This window comes from Streptomyces sp. NBC_00873 (genome assembly GCF_045207415.1).
Classification (GTDB): domain Bacteria; phylum Actinomycetota; class Actinomycetes; order Streptomycetales; family Streptomycetaceae; genus Streptomyces.
In genome coordinates this window covers 3,195,199-3,219,824 of record NZ_CP108803.1, presented here as the reverse complement: position 1 = coordinate 3,219,824, position 24,626 = coordinate 3,195,199, and the positions used below count along the sequence as shown (strand labels likewise).

20 protein-coding genes and 1 tRNA gene are annotated in these 24,626 nt (G+C 70.4%); 6 read left to right on the top strand and 15 right to left on the bottom strand.

What is annotated here, in order from left to right:
- Positions 1 to 61: 61 nt before the first annotated feature.
- Both OH809_RS14360 and OH809_RS14355 read right to left on the bottom strand, forming a co-directional pair.
- A complete protein-coding gene (locus OH809_RS14360) occupies positions 62 to 814 on the bottom strand; it encodes a TetR/AcrR family transcriptional regulator (RefSeq protein WP_406515190.1) in 753 nt (250 codons plus the stop codon).
- A 330-nt stretch (positions 815 to 1,144) separates the two neighbouring features.
- On the bottom strand, positions 1,145 to 2,080 hold the full coding sequence (locus OH809_RS14355; RefSeq protein ID WP_406515189.1) for a diiron oxygenase: 936 nt from the start codon (positions 2,078 to 2,080) through the stop codon (positions 1,145 to 1,147).
- A gap of 178 nt (positions 2,081 to 2,258) precedes the next feature.
- Between OH809_RS14355 and OH809_RS14350 the strand changes: the two genes are divergently transcribed.
- Positions 2,259 to 3,362 carry a ferritin-like domain-containing protein gene (locus OH809_RS14350; protein WP_406515188.1) on the top strand — a complete coding sequence of 368 codons (1,104 nt, stop codon included), beginning with the start codon at positions 2,259 to 2,261 and terminating at the stop codon, positions 3,360 to 3,362.
- 128 nt (positions 3,363 to 3,490) lie between these two features.
- On the opposite strand, the gene OH809_RS14345 is transcribed toward OH809_RS14350, so the two are convergent.
- The 8 genes from OH809_RS14345 to ligD form a co-directional block, all read right to left on the bottom strand.
- Positions 3,491 to 3,961 (bottom strand): DUF3291 domain-containing protein, encoded by a 471-nt coding sequence (locus OH809_RS14345; protein ID WP_406516247.1) that lies wholly within the window; start codon positions 3,959 to 3,961, stop codon positions 3,491 to 3,493.
- Between the two features lie 22 nt (positions 3,962 to 3,983).
- A complete protein-coding gene (locus OH809_RS14340; protein WP_406515187.1) occupies positions 3,984 to 5,513 on the bottom strand; it encodes a peptidoglycan D,D-transpeptidase FtsI family protein in 1,530 nt (509 codons plus the stop codon).
- Entirely contained in the window at positions 5,510 to 6,889 is a 1,380-nt protein-coding gene (locus tag OH809_RS14335; protein ID WP_406422023.1) for an FtsW/RodA/SpoVE family cell cycle protein, read from the bottom strand. The genes OH809_RS14340 and OH809_RS14335 overlap by 4 nt, the downstream gene beginning before the upstream one ends.
- Before the next feature lie 55 nt (positions 6,890 to 6,944).
- A complete protein-coding gene (locus OH809_RS14330) occupies positions 6,945 to 8,270 on the bottom strand; it encodes an ATP-binding protein (RefSeq protein WP_406422024.1) in 1,326 nt (441 codons plus the stop codon).
- Entirely contained in the window at positions 8,267 to 9,028 is a 762-nt protein-coding gene (locus OH809_RS14325; RefSeq protein WP_406515186.1) for a hypothetical protein, read from the bottom strand. Before OH809_RS14325 ends, OH809_RS14330 begins: the two co-directional genes overlap by 4 nt.
- Positions 9,029 to 9,138: 110 nt before the next feature.
- A complete protein-coding gene (locus OH809_RS14320; RefSeq protein ID WP_406422026.1) occupies positions 9,139 to 9,456 on the bottom strand; it encodes a zinc-ribbon domain-containing protein in 318 nt (105 codons plus the stop codon).
- The gene (locus OH809_RS14315) at positions 9,453 to 11,612 is read right to left on the bottom strand and encodes a HEAT repeat domain-containing protein (protein WP_406516246.1); all 2,160 of its coding nucleotides are present in this window, start codon (positions 11,610 to 11,612) and stop codon (positions 9,453 to 9,455) included. The genes OH809_RS14320 and OH809_RS14315 overlap by 4 nt, the downstream gene beginning before the upstream one ends.
- A 127-nt stretch (positions 11,613 to 11,739) precedes the next feature.
- Positions 11,740 to 12,627 (bottom strand): non-homologous end-joining DNA ligase, encoded by an 888-nt coding sequence (ligD, locus tag OH809_RS14310; protein WP_406422027.1) that lies wholly within the window; start codon positions 12,625 to 12,627, stop codon positions 11,740 to 11,742.
- 70 nt (positions 12,628 to 12,697) lie between these two features.
- Here ligD and OH809_RS14305 point away from each other — a divergent pair, with 70 nt between their 5' ends.
- A complete protein-coding gene (locus OH809_RS14305; RefSeq protein ID WP_406515185.1) occupies positions 12,698 to 13,768 on the top strand; it encodes a Ku protein in 1,071 nt (356 codons plus the stop codon).
- A 304-nt stretch (positions 13,769 to 14,072) separates the two neighbouring features.
- On the opposite strand, the gene OH809_RS14300 is transcribed toward OH809_RS14305, so the two are convergent.
- A complete protein-coding gene (locus OH809_RS14300) occupies positions 14,073 to 16,022 on the bottom strand; it encodes a protease pro-enzyme activation domain-containing protein (protein WP_406422029.1) in 1,950 nt (649 codons plus the stop codon).
- 164 nt (positions 16,023 to 16,186) lie between these two features.
- Here OH809_RS14300 and OH809_RS14295 point away from each other — a divergent pair, with 164 nt between their 5' ends.
- Positions 16,187 to 16,453, top strand: a complete 267-nt coding sequence (locus tag OH809_RS14295; RefSeq protein WP_406422030.1) for a hypothetical protein — start codon at positions 16,187 to 16,189, stop codon at positions 16,451 to 16,453.
- On the opposite strand, the gene OH809_RS14290 is transcribed toward OH809_RS14295, so the two are convergent.
- Positions 16,422 to 18,044 (bottom strand): hypothetical protein, encoded by a 1,623-nt coding sequence (locus OH809_RS14290; protein WP_406515184.1) that lies wholly within the window; start codon positions 18,042 to 18,044, stop codon positions 16,422 to 16,424. The two genes, OH809_RS14295 and OH809_RS14290, sit on opposite strands and share 32 nt — an antisense overlap.
- Before the next feature lie 285 nt (positions 18,045 to 18,329).
- On the opposite strand from OH809_RS14290, the gene glyA reads away from it, so the two are divergent.
- The 3 genes from glyA (at position 18,330) to OH809_RS14275 (ending at position 22,933) form a co-directional block, all read left to right on the top strand.
- Positions 18,330 to 19,628: a serine hydroxymethyltransferase gene (glyA, locus tag OH809_RS14285; RefSeq protein ID WP_406422032.1), complete on the top strand. Its 1,299-nt coding sequence runs from the start codon at positions 18,330 to 18,332 to the stop codon at positions 19,626 to 19,628.
- A 414-nt stretch (positions 19,629 to 20,042) separates the two neighbouring features.
- Positions 20,043 to 22,541, top strand: coding sequence for a DUF4132 domain-containing protein (locus OH809_RS14280; protein WP_406515183.1), 2,499 nt, complete (start codon positions 20,043 to 20,045; stop codon positions 22,539 to 22,541).
- Complete coding sequence (locus tag OH809_RS14275) at positions 22,541 to 22,933, top strand: hypothetical protein (protein ID WP_406515182.1); 393 nt, start codon at positions 22,541 to 22,543, stop codon at positions 22,931 to 22,933. The genes OH809_RS14280 and OH809_RS14275 overlap by 1 nt, the downstream gene beginning before the upstream one ends.
- 338 nt (positions 22,934 to 23,271) lie before the next feature.
- Here OH809_RS14275 and OH809_RS14270 read toward each other — a convergent pair whose 3' ends face one another.
- From OH809_RS14270 to OH809_RS14260, 3 genes are all read right to left on the bottom strand, one after another.
- A complete protein-coding gene (locus OH809_RS14270) occupies positions 23,272 to 23,685 on the bottom strand; it encodes a type II toxin-antitoxin system VapC family toxin (protein WP_406515181.1) in 414 nt (137 codons plus the stop codon).
- On the bottom strand, positions 23,682 to 23,945 hold the full coding sequence (locus OH809_RS14265; protein WP_406422036.1) for a CopG family transcriptional regulator: 264 nt from the start codon (positions 23,943 to 23,945) through the stop codon (positions 23,682 to 23,684). Before OH809_RS14265 ends, OH809_RS14270 begins: the two co-directional genes overlap by 4 nt.
- A gap of 439 nt (positions 23,946 to 24,384) precedes the next feature.
- A tRNA-Arg gene (locus OH809_RS14260) sits at positions 24,385 to 24,456 on the bottom strand.
- Positions 24,457 to 24,626 lie beyond the last annotated feature (170 nt).

Sequence of the window (24,626 nt, the reverse complement as noted above, 5' to 3'; positions counted from 1 at the left end):
AGTCTGACCCAGGGCGTGTTCCGGGGCTCACGGCCTCCCCGCGACAGGGAGGGGGAGGCCGTCAGTCCGGCGGCAGCAGGTGGGCCGCCCCGCCGACCACGGGGACCAGCCGGGCCGCCAGCTTCCCGGCAGGACCGGAGGAGGTCTCCAGTGGCAGGAGTGCCGCCACCACGGATGCCGTCTCCTCGTCCGTCGCCGCGGTGGCCGCGAGCAGGGCGATCAACTGGTCGACCAGCCAGGCGCGCAGTTCGTCGGCGATGGGCTGTTTCTCCTCGTCCAGCCAGATCAGCGAGGCCGCCTCGACAGCTGCGATCCAGGTCCGCACCAACATCCGCAGCCGGGGCCCAGCCGTACATCCGTCTCCCCGGCCCAGATGCAGCAGGATCTGTTCGGCGGCCGCCCGCCGCACCTCGTCGACGATCGCCGTCGTCCGGGACGTCTCGGCGACGCTTCCGCCGCGCAGCAGGGCGCTGAACCCGGCGTCGTGCTCGTCGACGAACCTGAGGTAGCGGCCGAGCACCCGCGTCACCCGTTCCGTGGGCGGGCCCTCGGCCGGCTCGGCGAAGCAGAGCTTCAGTTCGTCCGCCGCGGACCGGAGCGCCGCCTCGTACAACTGCTGCCGTCCACCGGGGAAGTAGCGGTAGACGAGCGGGCGGGAGACGCCGGCGACGGCCGCGACCTCGTCGAGCGAGACCTCGTCCGGCGCCCGGTGCGCGAACAGGGTGAGGGCGGCGCCGAGGAGTTGCGTGCGGCGTTCCTCGACGCTGAGCCTTCGGTACGCGCGGTTCGGCGGGGCTGCGGCGGCAGGGGTCATGCCTCGAAGCGTAGGGCCTCTCGTTTGGATCACGCCGGGCTCGCGGGGTCCGGCACGCACATCTGCCGCGTTGTCGTCGGTCTTCCCCAAGCTCCCGGCTTCGCTCGAGCAGGGGAGACCCCATTCGCTCCGCGTGGGCTCCTTCCTCCGCCTTGCGGCTGCACACGCCACGGCGACACCAGCCGCTCCGCGGCGGGCCGCTCCCTGATACGGCCTGATCCAAACGAAAGACCCCAGGGTGTCCGGCGGATCAGGGGCGGACAGGTCGCGGCTCCCGGCCATGATCCGCCGGGCACTCCCTGCGGCGCTCCCTCCGCCGGGGGAACCGGCTCAGGCCAGCAGACCCGAGCTCTTCCACAGCCTGCGCCCCACCCCGTTCAACATGCCGATGTCGTCCAGGAAATCCGTCAGCCGCTTCGCACCCGACTGCATGACCTCCGCCCGGTGGCCGCCCGCCTTCACCTGGGCGACGGCCTCGCGGCGGTTCAGGCCGACGTTCTCGTACACCTGCGGGTTGATGAAGCAGACGGAGAAGACGCGCGCCGCCTCCCCGCAGCTCAGCCGGGTGAACTCGCGCTCCCAGCGAGGTGCCGTGACCATCTGGCGGCGCAGCTCCTCGCGGGCGTAGCGCACGTGCCGTGCCTCCTCGACCACATGGATCCGGGTCACGCCGCGCACCAGCGTCTGGACGCGCTCGTCCGGGAACGTCAGCCGCTGCATCCAGTCGAGGATCTCCTCTCCGAGCAGGGTCGCGGCGAACGAACCGGGCGTCGTGGACACGGTCTTCAGTACCCGCGCCAGGTTGTGGTAGACGCGCGGTACGGGATAGCTGGGCGCCTGCCCCCACTGGATCATGCGGCCGAACATCATCGAGTGCCGGCACTCGTCGGCTATCTCGGTGAGCGCGTAACGGACATGATTGCTGGTCACCGGCTTGTCGTAGATGTGCCGGACCAGCAGCTGCATCAGGATGATCTCGAACCAGATGCCGAGCGAGGCCAGCGACGCCGCCTCGTGCCGGGCCAGGTCCATCCGCTGCTCCTGTGACATCTTCCGCCACAGCGGGGTGTCGTAGAGAGAGACGAGCTCGGGCGGCCAGAACCACTTGCCGTCCTCGACCGCCGCATCCCAGTCGAGTTCGGTGTCCGGATCGAAGGAGTGCTTGGCCGAGGACTCCAGGAGGCGCTCGGCGATCTGCTCGCGGTCCCGTAGCGGGCCGAGTGCGTCGCGGAGCACCTGCACGTCGCGTTCGGTCACTGTCGTCATGGCTGGGGGCACCTCACACGTGGGTTACCGGGGGTCACTCCTTATGAGACTGCTTGTCAGTAAGGCGGTCAATCCCTCGCGCACGACTTGTTGACCCGGCGTCTACCAACGTGTGAACCTGCCAACGGACGCAACCGCAGCGGAACTTGTCCGAGCATGCGAGGCGAAGGAGCCGTCCGTGTCGACACACGACCTCTACACCACCGCCCCCGACACGCCCCTGTGGCAGGTGCCCGTCTCCGGCGCCGCCCGCTTCAGCTGGGACTACGACGACGGCCGTGAACGCCTCCTCGCCCTCTACCAGAAGGGCAAGGACAAGCAGTGGGACGGCAACAAGCGCATCGACTGGTCCCTGGAGGTCGACCCCGCCGACCCGCTGGGCACCCCCGACGAGGCCCTCACGCTGTACGGCACCCCGCACTGGACCAAGATGACCGAGAAGGACCGGGGCGAGCTGCGCAAGCACTACACCTCGTGGCAGTTCAGCCAGTTCCTCCACGGTGAACAGGGCGCGATGGTCTGCGCCGCCCGGATCGTGGAGTCCGTCCCCGACCTGGACGCGAAGTTCTACTCCGCGACCCAGACCATGGACGAGGCCCGGCACGCGGAGATATACGGCCGGTTCCTGCACGAGAAGGTGCAGATGCTCTACCCGATCAACGACAACCTCCAGGGCCTGCTCGGCGACACCCTGCGCGACTCCCGCTGGGACATGCCCTACCTGGGCATGCAGGTCCTGATCGAGGGCCTGGCGCTGGCCGCGTTCGGCATGATCCGCGACACCACGACCAAGCCGCTGCCCAAGCAGATCCTCGCCTACGTCATGCAGGACGAGGCCCGGCACGTCGCCTTCGGCCGGATGGCGCTGCGTGACTACTACAAGCAGCTGAGCGACGCCGAACTGCGCCAGCGCGAGGAGTTCGTCATCGAGGGCTGCTACCTGATGCGCGACCGCCTCAGCGGCGTCGAGGTGCTGGAGAACTTCGGCATAGGTAAACAGGAGGCCAAGGACCTCTCCGAGCACTCGGAGTACCTGCAGCTCTTCCGCAAGCTGCTGTTCAGCCGGATCGTCCCATGCGTCAAGGACATCGGTCTGTGGAGCGAGCGGCTGCAGAAGGCGTACGTCGACATGGGCGTCTTCGAACTCGGCGACTCCAGCCTCGACCTGCTCATGGCCCAGGACGAGGAGATGGCCGAGCAGCTGGACCGGGACCGGTTCGCGGCGGAGGAGCAGGCGCGGGTCGCGGAGGTCGAGGAGGCGATAGCGGAGGGCGCTGCGTAGAGGATGTGGGGACCGACCGGTGCGAGGGTCTTGGCGGATGGTGCCCAGAGGCCGGCCGTGAAGCCGCACCCCGGCTCCGCCACCCGTGCCGGCGCGTCCAGCAGCACGGCGTGCGTCCGATCGGTTGATCAGCCCGCGGCCCGGGCGGGCGCCGGGAAGCTGGTCCGCAGCGTGAACGCCCGGTCCGTCGGGCCGTGTTCGCGCAGGATCCGCAGGCGCTCCTCGGCGTCCTGCACCGTCGGGCGCTCGCCCACCGGAACCCACCACAGTGCGGTCATCGCCTCCTCCACCCGCTCGAACCATTCGCGGCGCCGGGCGAGGAGTTCGCGATGCTGCCCCTGGTACATGAAGGCTGTCAGTGCGTCCGTGTCGCGCCACACCGACATGTTCACGATCAGCCAGGAGTCTCCGAAAACCGGTACGTCGGTGGCGTTCCCGGTCTCGCTCTGCAGCCTCCAGATGAACCCCGCGGCTTGGTCGGCGACCGCGTTGACCGGATCGAGGGCATCGACAAAGTCTTTCAACTCGGGTGAGTCCAGCGGGAATGTGAGCCGGGCGATGTTCACCTGGGCGAGTTCGTGGCCGGTCTCAGGCGTCATGGATGTCATGGCCGCACAGTAATCAGCGTGTGCCGCGCCGCACGCGCCGTTCCGAGCCGTGAGACGCCCCGGACGAGGGCGCGCCCCCCGTGCCGTCAGCCCGCAGCGCCGCCTCCATGACGGCCCGGGCGATCGGCGCCGCGCTGCCGCCACCGCTGATGTCCGCCCGCTTCGCGGCGGCGTCCTCGACGACCACCGCGACCGCGACCGCCGGCCGGTTCGAGTTCGGCGCCTGCGCCCAGGAGATGAACCAGGCGTACGGGGTGCCGGAGTTGTCGATGCCGTGCTGAGCTGTCCCGGTCTTGCCGCCGACCGTCGCCCCGCCGATCGCCGCATTGGATCCGGTGCCCTGCTCCACGACGTCGATCATCATCTGCCGCAGCTGCGTCGCCGTTCGCGGGCTCATCGCCTGATGGTAGGAGCGGGGACTGTTCTGATGGACGGTGGTGCCGCTGCTGGTCGTCGTACGGTCCACCAGATACGGGTGCTTGAGGTCACCGCCGTTCGCGACGGCCGACGCCACCATGGCCATCTGCAGCGGTGTCGCCGTCGTGTTGAACTGTCCGATCGACGACAGGGCCAGCTGGTCGTTGCTCATATCGGTGTCGAAATTGCTCTTCGCCACGCCGGACGGGATCTTCAGCCCGGTGTCGTTGAAGCCGAACTTCCGCGCCGCCTTCACCATCCCGTCCAGCCCGACCTCCACCCCCAGATGGGCCATCACGGTGTTGCACGACACCCGGATCGCCTCGGCGAGCGGCGCGTTCTCGCAGCCGCTAGCCTCATTGGGGAGCGTGGTGCTGGTCCCCGGCAGGACATACGGCGACGGGGTGTCGGTCTCCGCGTCGGGGTCCTCGACCACACCCGCGTCGAGCGCCGCGGCCGCCGTCACGATCTTGAAGGTGGAGCCGGGCGGATAGGTCTGCCGGATCGCCCGGTTGAGCATCGGCTGGCTCCTCGCCCTGTTGAACTGCCGCCAGGCGTCGGTCACCGACGAACCGGTGCCGGAGAGCCGCTCGGGGTCGTACGAAGGGGTCGAGACCAGCGCCAGGATCTTGCCGGTCGACGGTTCGAGGGCGGCGACCGCACCCCGCCGCCCGCCCAGCCCGGCGTACGCGGCGCGCTGCATGGAGTCCTTGACGGTCGTTGCGACATTGCCGCCGGGCTGCCGGCTCCGGGTGATCTCGTCCCACAGCGGCAGTGGGGCGAGCAGCGGGTCGGTGCCGGAGAGGATGTCGTCCTCGGCGTTCTCGATGAGCGTCGTGCCGTAGGTCTGCGAGGCGTACCCGGTCACCGGCGCGTACAGCGGCCCGTCGGTGTAGGTGCGCTCGTACGTGAGCCGCTCGTCCGTGTTCCTGGAGCCGGTGACGGACTTCTTGCCGACCAGGATGTTGCCGCGCGGCTGGTCGTAGCGGGCGATCGTCCGGCGGCGGTTGGCGGGGTTGTCGTCCAGCTCGTCCGCCTGGAAGACCTGGATGCGGGCGGCGTTCAGCAGCAGCGCCACGAGCAGCAGCAGGCAGAACGCGGCGGCCCGCCGGATGTAGCGGATCACGACGGGTCCTCCACGATCGGTGCGATATCCACGGTCTCCGCCTGGTCGGGGTGGGGGGTGCGGGCGAGGTCGCTGATCCGGATGAGCAGCGCCACGATGATCCAGTTGGTCACGACGGACGAACCGCCCTGGGCGAGGAACGGCATCGCCATGCCTGTCAGCGGGATCAGCCCCATCACGCCGCCCGCGATCACGAAGACCTGGAGGGCCAGGATCGATGCGAGCCCGATCGACAGCAGCCGCCCGAAGGGGTCGCGCAGGGCGAGCCCGGCCCGGTAGCCGCGGGCGACCAGCAGCGCGTACAGCAGGAAGATCGCGGTCAGCCCGGACAGTCCGAGCTCCTCGCCCGCCGTGGCCAGGATGAAGTCGGACTTGGCGGCGAAGCCGATGAGGATGGAGTGGCCGAGACCGAGTCCGGTGCCGAGCATTCCGCCCGCGGCGAACGCGAACAGTGACTGGGCGAGCTGGCTCGGTCCCTGGCCCGCGTTGATGGAGGCGAACGGATCGAGCCAGTCCTGCACCCGGCTGTGCACATGCGGCTCCAAGGAGCCGACGGCGAACGCGCCGACGGCGGCGAGCAGCAGCCCCACCGCGATCCAGCCGGTCCGGCCGGTCGCCACGTACAGCATGATCACGAAGAGGCCGAAGAAGAGCAGCGAGGTCCCCAGGTCGCGCTCAAGGACCAGCACCCCGACACTGAGCAGCCAGATCGCCACGATCGGTCCGAGCACCCGGCCGGTGGGCAGTTGGAGCTTCCAGATCCTGCGGCCCGTGTAGGCGAGCGCGTTGCGGTTCGCGGAGAGGTACGCGGCGAAGAAGACGGCGAGCAGGATCTTGGCGAACTCGCCGGGCTGGAACGAGAATCCGCCGATCCGGATCCAGATCTTGGCACCGTTCACCGCAGGGAAGAAGATCGGCACGATCATCAGGACCAGCGCGGCGGCGACCGACAGGTACGCGTACCGCTGGAGCACCCGGTGGTCGCGGAGGAAGACGACGACCACGATGAAGAGCGCGACCCCGAGCGTCGACCAGATCAGCTGGGTGGGCGCCGCCTGGTCCTTCGGGGTCTCCAGGTCGAGCCGGTAGATCAGCACCAGCCCGAGACCGTTGAGCAGGACGGCGATGGGGAGCAGCAGCGGATCGGCGTGCGCGGCGCGGAAGCGGACGGCGAGATGGGCGAGGAGTGCGAGCAGCCCGAGACCGGCACCGTAACCGGCGACATCGGGCGGGATCGCGTGGTCGTGTGCGAGGCCGACGGCGGCGTAGCCGTAGACGGAGATGAGGACGGCTCCGATGAGGAGTGCGAGCTCGACCCCGCGCCGCTTGGGCAGGCGTAGCTGCGGCGGGGGCGCGTCCGTCCTCGTTGCGGTCATGCCACGCAACGTAGCAAGAGGTGCACCATATTCCTCTTATGTCACTTCATTTCCCTTACGTCGCCTCTGTCTGGCCGTCGTGGCCGGGCGGTTCGCCGCCGTCGAGTCGTACGTATTCCGGGAGCGTCAGCCGCGCCACCGCCCCGCCGTCCTCCGCGTTGGCGAAGACGAGCTCGGCGCCGATGACCGCCGACTGCCCGACGGCGATGGTCAGTCCGAGCCCGTGGCCCTTGCCGCCTCCCTCGGTACGGAACCGCTGCGGACCACCGGCCAGCAGATAGTCCGGGAATCCCGGACCGTGATCGCGTACGGTCACCACCGGCCCGTCGACCGTCACGACCACCGGTGGCCGGCCGTGCTGGTGCGCATTGGCGATCAGATTGCCGAGGACCCGCTCCAGCCGCCGCTTGTCGGTCTCCACCCGCACGGGCCTCGCCCCGGTTCCGGCTTCCGCCCCCAGGACGCGGACCTCGGTCTCCGTTCCCGAGGCGCCCGCCACTCGCACGGCGAGCGGAGCCAGTTCGTGAACCGCGAGATCGACCTCTTCCGTGTGGGCGTCGAGCCGGGAGATCTCCAGCAGATCCTCCGTCAGCGCCCGCATCGCCCGCACCCGGTCCCGCACCAGCTCGGCCGGGCGGCCCGCCGGCAACAGCTCGGCCGCGGCCGAGAGACCGGTCAGCGGGGTGCGCAGCTCGTGCGCCACATCGGCGGTGAACCGCTGCTCGGCCAGCAGTTTGCGCTGGAGCGTGGACGCCATCGTGTCCAGTGCGCCGGCGACGATCGCCACCTCGTCCTGCCGGCGCGACGGGTCCGAGGTACGGGGATCGTCGACGCGGGCGTCGAGATCGCCCGCACCGATCCGGCGGGCCACCTGGGCGGTCTGGTGCAGCCGACGGGTGACCCGGGTGACGGCGAATGCGCCGACCAGCAGTGTGGCGCCGATCGCCAGCAGCGAGGAGCCGACGATCGCCCGGTCGAGGCTGTTGATCACGTGGGCGCTCCGGCTGTAGTCGATCGCGGTGGCCAGCGCGCGGCCGTCGGCCGGGCCTGCCGCCCACATGGTCGGACGCCCGTGGTGGTCGGCGACGAGCGTGCCCTGACGCCCGCTCACCGCGAGGGCGCGCAGGGACGCGGGCAGCCCGGGCGGATCGATACCGGAACCCGGCGGGAGCGCCTCGCCCGCCTCGTACGCCGCGGTGACGTCGTTCAGCCGGGAGAGCGCCTCGGCGCGGGCCTCGTCGACGGTCTCCCGGGTCACCGCGGTGTGCACCAGTACGCCCAGCAGTGCGGCGAGTGCGCAGCACATCACGGTGATGAACACTGCCGACTTCCAGGTGAGCGTCGCGGTCCACGCGGGCGCGCGCAGTCTCCGTCGCCTCATCGCCGCCCCGCGGAGGCGGTGACCGGCGGCGGCACCATGGTCGCTTCGGGGCTGGGCTTCGCGCTCGGCCGGCCGGTGGGCGCCACCCCCGGGGTCTTCCGCAGGATCTCGTCCTGAGTCGGCAGCATCGCGCGCTGGTGGTCGTCCCAGGACCAGGCCGTCCGGTACTCGTATCCGGCGATCGCCGACGGCACTCGCATGATCACGTCCCGCCCGGCCAGCTCCACGCTGATCACGGAGTCCGAGACGGCCATGATCCGGGTCAGCCCGCCCGGCTCCGCCGTGTAGACGCGCACCGAGATCCGCCCGTCGTTCCGCCGCACGCCGACCACCATGTCGTCCCTGCCGTCGCCCGTCAGATCGCGGTAGTACGGCTGCAGGACCGGGCAGGCGGCCGGCGCGGTGCGGCACGCGGTGATCTTCCGGACCGTGTCGGCGGGGAGCTCGTCCGAACCGCTGGACCGGCTGGTGGTGGCCTTCAGGTCGGCCAGCACCACGGCGACCGGGTCCACCTCGTGCACATCGTCGTGCGGGACCGTGATCCCGGGGATGCGCGCCGTCGCGCCCTCGCCGTAGTCGTACGGGGCGGCGGAGGCGGGCGGCAGCTGCGGCCAGAGCCGGGCGGGCCCGATGGCGGTCGGGGCCCTTCCGGCAGTCTTCAGCTCGCCGCCGGTGCCACAGCCGGTCAGCAGCGCGGCGCCGACGCCGGCCACGAGGGCCGCCTTCGCGTGGCGCGTCACCCGGTGATGCGGGCGCATGACTCCCTCCCTTCCCGGACGTCCGGTCATGGGTCCGCCGACCCATGACCCATCGACCTTATGCGGAAGGAAGTCCCTTATGCCTTTTTGTTACCGGTGCAGCCGTTGTGTCAGCGCTGGTACGGGTTCTGTCCGTCCTGGGCATATCCCGGCTGCTGCTGGGCCTGTCCGAACGGGTTGCCGTCCTGCGATGCCACGTGCTGCGCCAGCAGTTGGTCGGCCTGCTCCTTCGGGATCTTCTGCTCCCCGCCGCAGAACGTGCACTGCGTCGCGTACTTCGTCGAGAACGGGAACAGCGGCACGAAGAACAGCGTGAACTTCGTGACCCGCTTCCGCAGTGTGTGCGCGGCCGGATTGCCGCACCAGCCGCAGACCATCGTCAGAACGGCCAGTTGGTACAGATAGCCTCGCGTACCAAAAATGATCATGTCGTGGGTCCCTTCCCCGTTACTTCGCGAAGCGCTCGCCGGCAGAGCACCAGCAGCTTTTCGTCCTCGTATGTGTCGTGGCTGCCGTACCCGCCGTCCATGGCGTTGTGACGTCGTGGGGAGGCGAGTTCGGCGCGCAGCGCATGTGCCGCATCCGACCCTGCACCAGCAACACCCATCAGCGCCAGGCTTTCGGCCACCCGGACCCTGACATGACGGTTCATCTCCCAGGCTGCCAGCATGACCGGTACGGACTCCTCGGTCCGCCCCGTCACCTCCCACAGCGCGATCGCCGCATCCACCCGCAGCCACAGCTCGTCATGGAGCAGCAGCGCCCGCAGCCGGGGTGCCACCACGGCCGCGTGCGCACCCAGCCCGCCCAGCGCGCTCACCGCCGCGCGCCGCTCGTGCGCATGCTCCGCCCCCAGCCCCTCGATCAGAACCGGCAGCACGGCCTCCGCGTCCCCCTCGACCGCCCACAGCGCCTGAGCCGCTTCCGTCGCCGCCGGGGTCCCGGGGCGGCGGATCAGAGCCCGCAGCTCCGGGACGGCGCACCGGGCGGCCGGGCCGAACGAGCCGAGCGCCCGCAGCGCCGAGGTCCGCAGCCACTCCCCGCGGTACTCCGGCGCCCCGCGGAGCACCCGCAGCACCTCCGGCGCCGCCTCGCCCGCCCGCAGCGCGGTCAGCCCGCCGAGCAGCGGACTCGCCCGGTCGTACACCCCCTCGTCGAGATCGAGCCCGCCCAGCCGGCGCCGCAGCACTCCGGCGAGCGGGGCCGCGGCCGCGCCCAGATACCCGATGGCGAACCCCACGTCGTGCGGCACCTCGGGCCGCTCCAGCGCGGCAGCCAGCGCGGGCACCACCCGGGCGTCACCCAGCCGGGCCAGCGCCTTCACCGCGCTGCCGAGCCCCGGCGGTTCGCTCGCCCACTCCTTCACCCAGGACCCGGGATCCGCCGCCACCCGCGCCGCCAGCGCGTCCGCGGCGGGCGCGGCCAGCCCGAACAGCTCCTCCAGCATGTGCGAGGCGGCCTCGGCCAGTCGCGGCTCGGGGTCCGCGAGCTGGGCACCCACGAGGCGGACCAGCTCCTCGTACGAGCCCCGCCAAGCCCGTATCAGCCCGCTGCTCATCCGTACCGCATCGATACGCTGCCAGCGGTCGGGGCTGCGCAGCTGGTCGATCAGCAGCGCGCTCCGGTCGGCGACCCGGTCGTCGAGCCCGACATGCAGCGTCCGCAGCAGATCCGCCGTCCAGGGGGCGCTGCGCCCGGCGGATTCCGCCGCGGACAGTGCCCGCACCTGCCCCACCAGGGTCACCGGCGCGCCCCGCTCCTCGGCGGGTTCGCCCGGCCCCGGCTCGTCGACCTGTGCGGCGGCGCCCACCGGGTCCGGCACGCCGACCGCCGTGCCGGGCGTCGAGCGCAGCTCCGTCAGCAGCCCCGCCACCATCCGTACGACATCGCCCGGCAGCGCGTCCGGCGCGCAGCGGGCCAGCTGGGCGAGGGCAGCCAGCCGCAGTGCCGGGGAGTACGCCTCCGCGGCGAGCCGGCTCAGCCAGTCCGCCGCCTGCCCGGCCAGCGGGCGGTTCCGCAGCGCGACCCGACCCGCCGCCTCCACGAGCGCGAGCCGCACCTCCTCGTCCGGCTCCACCGGCAGCCGCTCCCGCAGCAGCGCGAGGACCCGCGCCGGGTGGCTGTGCAGCGTGGCGAGCGCCAGCGGCGCGGTGAGCCGTACCCCCGGGTCCTCGTCGGCGATGAGCTCGAAGAACGCCCCGGCGCCCGCGGTGACGGCCGAGGCCGCCATCGCGTAGTTCGCCGCGCCCTCGATCTCCTCCTCGTCGAACTCCTCCTCGTCGAAGTCTTCGTCGTCGTCCTCGTCCAGATCGATGCCGCCGATGCTGGTGAGCAGCTCGACGATGCTGCCCCGGTCGTGGATCCCCGGATCCACGACCAGCTCGAAGAGGAAGGGAATGCAGGCGAGTGTGCAGTCGTACACATCCCCCTGGTGGTGAACGGCCATGTACATACCGTCCAGCGCCTGTTCGCGCTCCGCCGGATCGGCGGCCGCGAGCCCCCGGAGCAGGCCCGGCACATCGTCGGCAGGCCCGTAGGCATGCTCCATCGAGGCCCAGTCGACCTCGTCGATCCCCGCGAACATGCCGTCGCCTCCCTGCGCATTCACGTATTGGAGTGTCTGCGCAGAGTGTGCACCACGGCCCGGGCAATCCACCCGCCACATGCAGCCTTTTGCTTGCAGACATGACAACGGCCGGATGCGTGCGCCATCAGGGCAGCGGCCGGGCCCGGTTCGGATCGATGAGCGGGCCGAGCAGATCTCCGTACCGCTCCAGCCGCCCGGCCATGTCACCGGCCAGAAAGACCAGCTCGGCGGGGTTCCGGCAGTCCTCGATCTCCGCCCAGGTGACGGGCGCGGACACGGTCGGCTGGGCCCTGGCGCGCAGCGTGTACGGGGTGGCGGTCGTCTTCGCCGCCGCGTTCTGACTGAAGTCGACGAACACCTTCCCCGGCCGCAGCGCCCGTGTCATCCGGTGCACCACCAGCTCCGGAAGATCCCGCTCCGCCTCCACCGCCAGCTGTTTCGCGTACGCCGACACCCGATCGGAGGAGGCCGGTTCCAGCGGTACGAGAACATGCAGCCCCTTCGATCCGGAGGTCTTCCCATACGCGAGCAGCCCGTCCGCCGCCAGCCTGTCGCGCAGCCACAGGGCCACCGCGCAGCACTCCACGACGGTTGCCGGAGCCCCCGGATCGAGGTCGAACACCATCCGGTCGGCGATCCCCGGCCTGTCGGCCTGCCACTGCGGCGTATGGAACTCCACCACCAGGTTTGCCGCCCACATCAGCGACGCCAGATCCTGGATGAGCACCTGTTCGGCCTGCTGCGCCGTATGCCGCGGCACCTCGGCGATCCGTACCCAGGACGGGGTGCCCGGTGGGGGGTTCTTGGTGAAGAACCGCTGCCCGTCCGGCCCGTCCGGATAGCGCAGGAAGGACACCGGCCGGTTGTAGAGATGCGCGAGCAGGGACCCCGCCGCCGTGGCCGCGTAGTAGTGCAGCACCTCGCCCTTGGTGGTTCCGGTGGCCGGATACAGAACCTTGTCGAGATTGCTGAGCGCCAGGCGCCGCCCCTCCACCTCGGTGATCGGCGTCATACGATAAGAATCACATGAATTCAGGATCAACAGTGATCTATCGGTATTCCCATGGACAAAGGGGTGAACGGTGAGGTCCATCTGGAACGGCGCGATCTCCTTCGGGCTGGTCAGCATCCCTATCAAGCTGGTCAACGCCACCGAGAGCCACTCGATCTCCTTCCGCCAGATCCACCTCGCCGACGGCGGCCGGATCCGCTACCGGAAGGTCTGTGAAGTCGACGAGCAGGAAGTGACGGCCGCCGAGATCGGCAAGGGGTACGAGGACGCGGACGGCTCGATCATCCCGATCACCGACGAGGACCTCGGCTCGCTGCCGCTCCCCACCGCGAAAACGATCGAGATCGTCGCCTTCGTGCCCGCCACCGAGATCGACCCGCTCCAGATGGACACGGCGTACTACCTCTCCGCCAACGGAGTCCCCGCCGCCAAGCCGTACACGCTGCTGCGCGAGGCCCTGAAGCGGAGCCAGAAGGTGGCCGTCGCCAAGTACGCGCTCCGCGGACGGGAACGGCTCGGCATGCTGCGCGTCGTCGACGACGTGATCGCGATGCACGGTCTGCTCTGGCCCGACGAGATCCGTGCCACCGACGGTGTGGCCCCGGAGACCGACGTCACGGTCCGCGAAGCCGAACTCGACCTGGCCGACGCCCTGATGGCCACTCTCGGCGAGGTCGACATGGACACCCTCCACGACGACTACCGCGAGGCGGTCGAGGCGCTGATCGCTTCGAAGGCCTCCGGCGAGGCACTCGAACCGGCAGCATCCGGCGAGACCGGCGGCGGCAAGGTCATCGACCTGATCGCGGCGCTGGAGAACAGCGTCCGGGCGGCGAAGAAGGCCCGCGGCGAGGAGGCGGAAGAGGTGGAGGAATCCGAGAGCGCGCCGGTGGCAGGGGTGACGTCGCTCGCCGCCCGCAAGAAGAGCGGCGGAACCGGCGCGAAGAAGAAGGCCGCCGCGACCGCCACCCCCCGGAAGGCCGCCGCGAAGAAGTCGACGCCGGGCAGAACCCCGGCGAAGAAGACCGCCGCACGGTCGACCACGAAGTCGACCGCGAAGTCGACCGCGAAGACGGCGACGAAGAAGACCGCGAAGACCACGGCCAAGAAGGCAACACCCAGGAAACGCGCATCGGCCTGACGGGGGAGCCGGCAGCCGTTGTTTCTGCCCGCGGCGAGGAGGTGCGGTCGACCGCTGCCGGTCCATGCCGATGGGTGCCGCGCCGGCGACTCCCGATGAGCGACCACCGGCGCGGCTGTGTACGGAAGACGGAACCGCCCGCCGGTGCGTGGCGCCGACGGGCGGGGCGGAAGGTGACCGGTGCACGGTCATCGACTCCGGGCAGGGCGAGCCCATCCGCCGTGACCGGGCGTCCGCAGGGCTGCCCACGCGGGACTGCCCCGGAGCCGAAGCCCCGGGGCAGTCATCGCATCGAGCCCGTGCGTCAGTACCGGCGGTACGAGTTCACGTATCCGGCTGCCGGAGTCCCGACACCCGTCACGTCGTCGTATCCCTTGACCGCCTTGAGCGAGGCGTCCTTGCCGAGGCTGCGCACCGACGTCAGCAAGCCGTCCGCCGCGTCGGAGCCGTTGGCGAAGTCGACGCGGGCGACCGCGAGGTCACGGTCGGCACCCAGCGGGTGGTCGGTGACGTCGTGGTACGCCGTCGAGCCGTACCGGGCGTAGATCGCCGGGTTGGCGAAACCGAGCGGGCGGCCGTGCTGGGCCTGCTGCGCGAGCGCCTGGACGCCCGCGATGACCGGCGCCGCCAGCGACGTACCGCCGATCCGGTACTCGTCGTAGCCGAGGGAGCCGTCGGGCAGGGTCTGCGTCTGGCCGACCAGGAAGCCGGTGTTCGGGTCGGCGACCGCCGCGATGTCCGGGGCGGTACGCATCCGGGCCTTGCCGTTCGCCTGCGCGAGCGAGTCCAGGACGACACCGCGCTGGTAGAACGGCTGCTTCACGGTCGAGCTGGTGCCGCCGCCCGCGCCCGAGGTGTACGCGCCGGGGAAGCCGGTCCAGCTCTTGCCGTCGGCGGCGAGGGACGCCTTCAGCGTGCCCCAGCCGGTCTCCCACTGGTACGTGTCGTGCTTGCCGACGGCCAGTGAGGTGCCGCCGACCGACGTCACCCAGGCGGAGTTGGACGGGACGTCGATCTGCTTCGTGCCGGTGGACGCGACGTTGTCGCCGTCGTCGCCGGAGGAGAAGTAGAAGCCGATGCCCTCGACCGCACCCATCTTGAAGACCTGGTCGTACGCGGCCGCGACGTCCGGCGTCTCGTTGGCCTCGATGTCGCCCCAGGAGTTGGAGACGATGTCGGCGAGCCGGTGGTCGACGATCTTGTTGAGCGAGTCCAGCAGGTCGGCGTCGTAGCAGGACGCACCGCCCACGTAGACGATGTCGGCGGCGGGCGCGACCGCGTGCACGGCCTCGACGTCGAGGGTCTCCTCGCCGTACCAGCCGGAGGCCCCGCACTCCTCGGTCTTCGTGTAGTCGTCCGGCAGGACCTGGCTGAGCTGCCCGCGCCGGTACGGGGCGTCGCCGTTGCGCGCGGCGTACTCGGCGGCGTCCTTCGCGATGGTCGGCGAGGCGTACGCGTCGGTGATCGCGACGGTCACGCCCTTGCCGGTCCAGCTGCCCGCACCGTACGCGGCGCGCAGCTGCCTGCCGGTGTAGCCCTTGATCGCGTACGGCACCTTGGAGCCGTAGGCGCTCGGCAGCGTCGAGGCCGTCCTGGAGCCGAAGTACGAGGAGAACGGACCGGAGTTGCGGAACACCGCGTCCGGCGGCGGCAGCGTCTCGTCGTGGCTCGACTTGTGCGGCGCGTTGTCCAGACCGGAGACGGCGAGGACGGCGTCGCTCAGCGCGGCCGGGACGGAGGCCGTGGAGGACGGGGCGCGGTAGGTCCGGCTGCCCTTGCGGTAGTTGCGCAGCTGGGTGCTGAACGCCTTCTCGGCCGCGGCGACGTCACCGGTGGCGGAGACGTAGTGCTGGTTGGAACCGGTGACGGTCAGGCCGTTCGACTTCAGCCACTGAACGACCTGGTCGATCTGGTGCCGGGTCGCCCCGAAGCGGGCCTGTGCCTCCTTGGCGCTCAGGTACTTCCCGTACGAAGGGGACGCCGGGTCGGACACGGCGGCGGCGTAGGCGGCCAGCCCTTTCGCGTCCCGGCCGGCCAGATGGACCCGGACACTCACCTTTGCGCTGTCGGCGGTGGCCCCCTGGTCGGCCTTGGCCGTGGCCCAGACCGGCTTGGTGCCCTGCAGAGCGTCACGACCGGCGGGTGCGGAGTCCGCGCTGGCGGACGGTATGCCGAGGGCGAGTGCACCGGCGAGCAGCGGCAGTGTCGCTGCCATGCTCAGCCCGGCGCGACGTCTGGCACGACTCATTCTCATGTAACCCCCTGCGATGTGGGTCTTCGCGTGTGGAGCATGTGCCGGATGATGTGCACATGTAAGCCGCCACTCTGGCGAGGAACCTCTTACGTAAGGGGCATGCGTTCACCAAGAAACTGCCAAGAGGGGGCGAGCGAAAGGTAGTTCGAGGTGAAAGGCCAGGAATGCACGCGACCGGGAACGTCGCCTGGCGGGGCAATGTCGTCCGGGAGGGGCAGGGTGACCTGCCCCAGGACTGTGGCGTCACCGCCGGTCCCCGGCTGAAGGCGGACGGGATGGACAGCAGTTATGCGATCGTGGACCCCTCGTCGCCGTTCCAGAACGATCAGCCGGTGCTCCGGGTGTACGTCTGCGACAAGTACGGCGGCGCCTTCCTCACCGCGCACATCGACGGCTGGATCATCGAGAAGAACCCGCGGGCGCAAGGCTGACGGAATCGGTCGGCGAGGGCAGCCCCAGCCCGTACTTCTCGACGACGTACGTGCAACTCGTATACGTATAGCCGGGTTTGATCCGCGACCCGGACGAGTAGCTGTCGACGGCCGCGCTCTCACCCGTGCCGTGCTTGTACAGGAAGTGGTACTCGCCCGCAGGAAGTCGCAACCGCACCTTCGGGTAGCTCCTGCCGCCGGACTTGCAGGCGAGCGACGACCCGCCGGCCTCCGAGGTGTACTTCCGGCAACTGCCGCACCCCCCCAGCGAGAAGCGGCCGGTGACCGGACCGGTGTAGAGGATCTCGACGCCGCTCGGGGCGTCGTTGCTGATCACGAGCTCCATCCGGGAACCGCCCGGACTCCCGGACGGCGGCAGCCGCTTGCCCGCCGCGGGCCGGTCGGCGGCGATCTCCGCCGCGATGGCGATGTCCCGGGCGTGCGCCCGCCGCTTGTCGCCCCTGTACGTGGCGGCGAACTCCGTCAGCGTTTTCCGGGCTTCGGCGAACTGCTTGGACCTGAACTGGTCCACCCCGCACGCGTACACGCCGTTCCGGATCCCGGTATCGGCCTCCCCGGCCCGCGCGGCGACCGACGTGTCGGGCAGCGCCTTCACGGTCGTCCGGAGCCCGCGCAACGTCTCGGTGGCCGCGCACGGACTGCTGCCGCCCACCGCCCCGACCTGCTCCTTGATCTTCCCGGAGACCGCGGGCCCGACCTTCTTGGCCTGCGCCGATCCGGGGAACGTACGCAGCAGCTCGGCCAGCTCGCCGCCGGACGAACCCACCGTCGAGTCGCCCAGCTCCGACATCCCGCATGCGTACAGCGAGGTGGCCAGCGGGTCGTCGGGCCAGTCGGCCAGGTCGCCCAGGAGCTTCGGGTCGATCGACTTGGGCACGGTCCGCAGATACGTCAGCGGCGCGACCGCCTCGCAGTGCTTCCCCCGACGGTACGGGGCGGCGACCGCCTCGTAGTACGCGCTCAGCCGCTTCGGTACGAGCTTCCCCGCCCTCGACCCCGCATGTTCCTCACCGAGCTCCCGGTACACGGCGAGCGCGGAACGGTAATCGGCCCGGGCCGCGTCGAAGGTCCTGCCCGATGCGGCCTTCACCGTCCGGTCGCCCTCACTCAACCGGTCGAGCAGCATCTGCTCAACCGCCTCGTCCTGCGCGGAGCCGTAGAACACCACGCCCCTCGCCGGTACCGCCAGCAGTACCAGTCCGACCCCGGCCGCCACCACCGGCCGCCACGAACCCCCGACAGCGCTACGCCGTCCGATCCACGCCCCGTGCACAGCCGCCAACACCACCACGACCACATACGCGACGACCAGACCCCCGGTCACACCGTCGGGGTCGGCGGGCAGTGCGACCAGCAGCAGCACACCGGTGGCCAGCCAGCACAGAACGGCCCAGCCCCAGCGCCCCACCAGGGCATACCCGATTCCGAGACCCGAAAGATTGAGCAGCCCCACCGCCGTGGCGCGCAGCGCTGCACCGGGAGGCGGCGGTCCCACGGTCGGCGGACGGGACGGCGGAGGCGGTACCGGAGGGGAGTCTTCCGGCCCGAAATTTGGATCGCCCCAACTCATACCGGCCCCCCAACCGTTGGGCGCGGCACCCCTGACCGCGCCCGGCCCTACCACCATCCTCGTCGCCACGAAGAGTGTCAATCAGGGCGGAACATCCACGAACGGCCCATCAAACAGCCACCCGGGCCGCCCCCATCAGTAGGCTGAGAGACGCCGCGACTGGCGCGCATCCCGGCAGGGGTGCTCCGTGGAACCGACCACGAGGAAGCGGCACACTCCGGGCCTGCCCGGAGGCGTCACCACCGGAGAGCCGTCCGCCTGGGCATCCGGGTCCACGCCGCGGCCATGCGCCAGACCCGGGAGGATCCCGTGACGACACCCGAAAACCGCCGCCCCGCGCTCACCGCCACCGACCCGGAGCTCGCCGCCCTCGTCACCGCGGAGGAGCAGCTCCAGGCCGACACCCTGCGCCTGATCCCCAGTGAGAACTACGCCTCCGCAGCCGTGCTGGAAGCCTCCGGCACAGTGCTCCAGAACAAGTACTCCGAGGGCTACCCCGGCAAGCGGTACTACGAGGGCCAGCAGATCATCGACCAGGTGGAGACGGTGGCCGTCGAACGGGCCACATCCCTCTTCGGCATGGACCACGCCAATGTGCAGCCGTACTCCGGCTCGCCCGCCAACCTCGCGGTGTACCTGGCCTTCCTGCAGCCCGGCGACACCGTGCTCGGCATGTCGTTGCCGATGGGCGGCCACCTCACACACGGCTGGGGCGTCTCCGCGACCGGCACCTGGTTCCGCGGTGTGCAGTACGGCGTCCGCCGCGACACCGGCCGTATCGACCTGGACGAGGTCCGCGACCTGGCCCTCGCCGAGCGCCCCAAGGTGATCTTCTGCGGCGGTACGGCAGTGCCCCGGGAGATCGACTTCGCCGGCTTCGCCGAGATCGCCGAGGAGACCGACGCGGTCCTGGTCGCCGACATCGCCCACATCGCGGGCCTGATCGCGGGCGGCGCCCACCCCTCGCCCGCCCCGTACGCCGACGTGGTCTCCACCACCACCCACAAGACCCTGCGCGGTCCGCGCGGTGCGATGCTGCTGAGCCGGGCGGAGCACGCCCGCGCCATCGACCGCGCCGTCTTCCCCGGGCTCCAGGGCGGCCCGCACAACCAGACCACGGCGGCGATCGCGGTGGCTCTCAAGGAAGCCGCGACCCCCGGCTTCAGTGCCTACGCCCACCAGGTCGTCGCCAACGCCCGCGCCCTGGGAGAGGAGTTGGCGTCCCGCGGTTTCGACCTGGTCTCCGGCGGCACGGACAACCACCTCCTGCTGATCGACCTGACCGGCAAGGACGTACCCGGCAAGATCGCGGCGAAGGCCCTGGACCGGGCCGGCATCGTCGTCAACTACAACGCCGTCCCGTACGACCCCCGCAAGCCGTTCGACCCGTCCGGCATCCGCATCGGCACCCCGGCCCTGACCTCCCGCGGGATCCCCGCCTCCGAGATGGGCACGGTCGCGGAGTGGATCGACCGGGTGGTCGAGGCGGTGCGCACGGGCGACGAATCCGCTGTCGAGAAGGTACGCGGCGAGGTGAAGCACCTGATGGACGCGTATCCGGCGCCGGGGCTGCCGTTGGCGTGACCTGTCCCTCGCCCACCCCGCGGGGAGCAGGGGCGGCGCTGCGCGATCCGCCCGTATCGCTACCGCTGCCGCATCATCGCTCGTGGAGCACCTCAGGCCGGGTGACCGGCACCACGGTGCGGGTTTTGGGAGGGCGGTGTGCTAATGGGTGGCACGGAGGGGTCAGTGTGCGGCCCGGGGCACGCGGGGCGGCCCGGGTGACGGACTGGTGGCCGTCAACCGTGAGCTGGACCCTTGGAACAACAAAAATCGGGTGCCAGTACCGAAGTACTGCCACCCGATCTTGGCACCCATGGGCCGGATACCGGTGGAAACCACCGATCCGCTTCCCATCTGGACCCGGAGATCACATGAACAGACCCGAGGATCCTTTGAGTTGATCGCATTGTCAGTCCTCTCTGCCATCATCCCGCCATGCTGTACGACGCCTTGGTGGCCGAATCCCGTAGGAACGACTCGCTCGACGACGTGAGGTCCGCCGCGCTCGACCGCGTCCGCTGGCTCGTCGACCTCCTGGAACGTCAGCGGACCGAGTTCCGGCGGTCCATGGGGCACGAGCACCGGCGATCCAGGGCGGCGGGCGCGGCGACCCAGGCCGAGATCGACGGGCGGCTCGCGGCATGCGCGGATGAGGAGGGCAGGGCCGCGGTCCTGTGCCTCATGCTGGCCGCCTGCTTCGACGACACGAGCTTGTGGCAGTACGACGCCGAGATCGGGCCCCTGATCTCGCGGGTACGCGGCTGGAAGCCCGACGAGGTCGCGGTGATGCTGCTCCGCGCCACCGAGTACGACATGGGCTTCTGGTTCGCCAATTCGCTGGGGCTGGTGCTGAACGCCGCCGATCGGCTCGACACCGACGGCCGCCGTGCGGTCATGCCCTGGCTGCGGCATGCACACACGAAGCTCATGGACGCCACTGTCGAGGCGCGCCTGCGCGCGTCGCTCGCCCAGCGCCTCCGCGCGCTGCTCGCGAGCGTGGACGAGGCGCACATCCCCGAGGGACTGATCCCCGCCGACGCTCCCTGGGCCTCCCCGCTGAGCGACCGTGCGAAGACCTCTCCGACGTCGGAACTGGCGTGCTTTGTACGGCACTTGGCGAGTCTGTCGGGGCCGCGTCCCGCGCAGAGGTGGCGGCGGACGTGCCTCGAACTCGCGGACGCGGCGTCGGCGCGGGACATCGTGGCCGACGTCCTGCGGGCGCTGGCCGGGGACGATCCGCTGTGCAGCAGGGGAAGCGGTGCGCACACCGGCTGGCTCCACGGCGATTACCGCTACCACTACGTCGTCCACCAGAACGACGGCGACCTGGCGCGCGGCGTCGTCTGGGCGGCCGCGCTGACCGGCGGCCCGGCCGCGGTGCAGCACCTCGGCGCGCTTGCTCTGAGGACCGGCGGCCCCGGAACCGGCGTGATCGAGGATCTCAAGCTCGCGGGCGCGGCGATCAACGCGCTGGCCGAGACCGGCGATGCGGCCTCTCTGGAGGCCCTGTGGCGGCTGCAGTCCCGGATCAAGCACCGGGCGCTGCGCAAGCAGCTCGACACCGCGCTGGTGACGGCAGCCGGGAAGCAGGGCATCACGGCGGAGCAGCTCATCGAGCGCAGCGTGCCGGACCACGGCCTGGCGCCGGACGGTTCGCTGGAACGGGAGTTGGGCGGACACCGGGTACGGGTGGCGATCGAGGAAGCGGCGACCGTGCGGCTCACCTTCACGCGCCCCGACGGGGGGACGTCCCGCACGGCTCCGGCGGCAGTGAAGGACGGTTTCCCGGACGAGCTCCAGGAGTTGAAGGCCCTGGCCAAGGAGGTGAGGGGGACACTGTCGGGTGAGCGGGCCCGCGTCGAGGCGCTGATGTCGGCCGGGCGCGAGTGGCCGTACGACGAGTGGTGCCGCTACTACCGCGACCATCCGGTCACCGGGGTCCTCGTCCGCGGCCTGATCTGGGAGTTCCAGGACGCGGAGGACGGCGTATGGCGCGCGGTGGCACCGATGACGGAATCGCCAGGCGACCCCGAGCGCGTCCGGTTGTGGCATCCGATCCGGGCGTCGACGGACGACATCAGGGCGTGGCGGGAGTGGCTCGTCGCCGAGCGGCTGCGGCAGCCGTTCAAACAGGCCTTCCGGGAGATCTACCTGCTCACCCCGGCGGAGGAGGAGACCGGCGTCTACTCCAACCGGTTCGCCGCCCACATCGTCCACTACCGACAGCTCTACGCGCTGTTCAAGGAACGAGGCTGGCAGGCCAACTTCCTCGGCCGGCACGACGGCGGCTACGACGGGAAGGCGCGGGCCGAGTTCGGCGACGGCGAGTGGCGGGCCTGCCTCCACCACGAGCCCGCCGCGGACGACGACGGCAGCTACGCGCCCGAGCACGCCGCGACGGACCAGGTCCGCTTCGAGCGGCGGGACGGCCGGCGCTGGCGGGAGGTTCCGCTGGCGGAGGTGCCCCCGCCGGTGTTCAGCGAGGCGATGCGGGACGTCGATCTGTTCGTGGGCGTGACCTCGATCGCCGCCGATCCCGACTGGACCGACCGGGGCGAGGACCGCTATGCCGTGTACTGGCGGACGGCCACGTTCGGTGCGCTGACGGCGAGCGCCGAGGTCCGCCGCGAGGCGCTGGAGCGGATCCTGCCGCGCCTGAAGATCGCCGGCCGGTGCTCGCTCGACGGCCGCTTCCTGGTGGTCCGCGGGGACCTGGGCACGTACAAGATCCATCTGGGCTCGGCCAACATCCTGATGGAACCGGACGACGCCTACCTGTGCATCGTCCCGTCGCGCGGCAAGGCCGACGGCAAGGTTTTCCTGCCCTTCGAGGACGAACGGCTCTCCCTGGTCCTCAGCAAGGCGTTTCTGCTCGCCGCCGACACCAAGATCACCGACGAGACCATCCTCATGCAGATCAAGCGAGGTGCCTGATGGCCACCGTGACGTTCCGGGACGAGACCGCGACGGGCAAGCCGGTCACCGAGTGGGAGGTCGCCGGGCTGCCGGAACGGATGACCGTACGGGAGCTGATCAGGCTCCGGGTCCGCGAGGAGGTCGCCCGCCACAACGCCCGCCCGAGCGATCGCTTCAACGGGCTCGTCCGCCCCGACGACGCCGAGGCGGAGCTGAACGGCTACCGTCTCCGCGAGCCCCGCCGCATCGACTGGGAGCGCCAGGCCGAGATCGCCGAGCGCGCCTTCCTGGCCAACGGGTTCTTCGTGCTGGCCGGCGACCGCCAGGTCGAGGACCTGGACGAAGTCATTGATCTCACCGTTGATCCCGGCCTGGTCTTCATCAAGCTCGTCGCCCTCGTCGGCGGCTGAGGGACCGGCACTTCTCCCGGGTACCCCCGGGGTGCACCAATCAGCGCAGGAACCCAGACCAGCCCCAACCTGCACAAAAGCGGAACAGAGCCGAGGGGGGCCAGGGAAACCTGACTGGCCCTCAGCTGCTGGGCTGCCCCAAAAAGCGCACTGACCTGTAGTTATGCTGCGGAGGCGAGTGCCCCCGGCAGGATTCGAACCTGCGCACCCGGCTCCGGAGGCCGTGGATGTCTCACGCGGTTCCGCAGGCCAAAGGCTTAACTGACGAGTCGTCAAGCGTCTCGTCCCACGTATATCCCGCGACGTGCGCATGTGCTGAATGCCCTGAAATTGAAGTGTCAGATCTTGATGGCGGTGATTCGGTTGCCGCACAGCGCGGTGAGGTCTTCCGGGGCGGAGGTGAGCACGGTGACAGGGCCGGGTGCGGCAAGAGCGGTGGCGCCGAGCATGGCGTCGATGGCGTACTTGTGGCCGTGCAGGCCGGCGTCGGCGAGGAGGGTGGAAGCGTGGCGTGCGATCGACTCTGTGATCGGTTCGATGACGAGGCGGGAAAGGGTCCACTCCAGGGCTGGACGGTTGATGCGGGGGTGGGTCACTTCCGCCAAGGTGGCGGCGGACGTGATCACGCGCAGGTCGTCGGTGCGGGCAAGGGCGAGCCAGGCCGTGACTGCGCGATTGCGCAGCACGGCCTTGGCCAGCCCTTCGCTGTCGAGGACGAGCGTGCCGCCCGGGGTGGCGGGGGAGCGTGTCACGCCGCGTTCGCCTCGTTGTGGGCCTGCTGCCGGCGCGCCTGGAGGAGCTGGTCGCGGAGGCACTGGATCTCGTCCTCGGTGATGGGTCCGTGTTCGGCCTCGGCGACCTGGATGAGTTCGTTGAGGTTGTCGCGCTCGATCTGGCGGGCGACGGCGGCGGCCACGTAGGCGGACAGCCCCGACGGGCCACTGCGGGCCTTGGCGGCTTCGGCGATGTCGCGGGGCATGGTGATCGAGTACTTACCGGTAGGCTCGCTCATGCCATCCATCCTACCTGCGATCCTCCCGATGTTCGGCGGAGCTGGAAAAGGGATCGCTCCCGCCCGTATCAATGCGCGCTCGCGTCCCACGCATGTCCCGTAACGCGGGGCGCCGTGCGGTGGCCAACCGGTAGCGCTCCGCTTCGCCTCGGGGCAGCCCCCGGCCGAGGCTTGTTGCGGGGCCGTATTCGGAGAGCATGCGCGGAGTGTCAAGTGCCAGGGCGGAAAGGGGTGTTGCTCGCGTCCCGCATGTGTCCCACAGTGCAGGGCGACGTGGGACGGCCGGCTGACAGCGCTTCGCCTCGGGAAAGCCGCAGGTCAGGGCCGGTCGCGCGGTTCCGGAACGTAAAGTGCAACGGCCGCCGGTCCGGAAGCGTCCAACGGCATGAAAAAGACCCTCTGCTCAGCGTGTCCGCCGATCAGAGGGTCTATCCGGAAGTGCCCCCGGCAGGATTCGAACCTGCGCACCCGGCTCCGGAGGCCGATGCTCTATCCCCTGAGCTACGGGGGCGTGTCGCCATATTGCTTGGCGACGAATGAAACACTACCAGCTTCTGGCGGGTGTCCGTGAACAGGTATTTCCGTGCGGCCGCCGTCGCGCGTCGCCCCCGCGCCCCCGCGGCGCCGTGCCCCGCGCCGCCGGCCCGGTCGCGCGACCGTCCGCCGGGCCGCCGTGTCGGC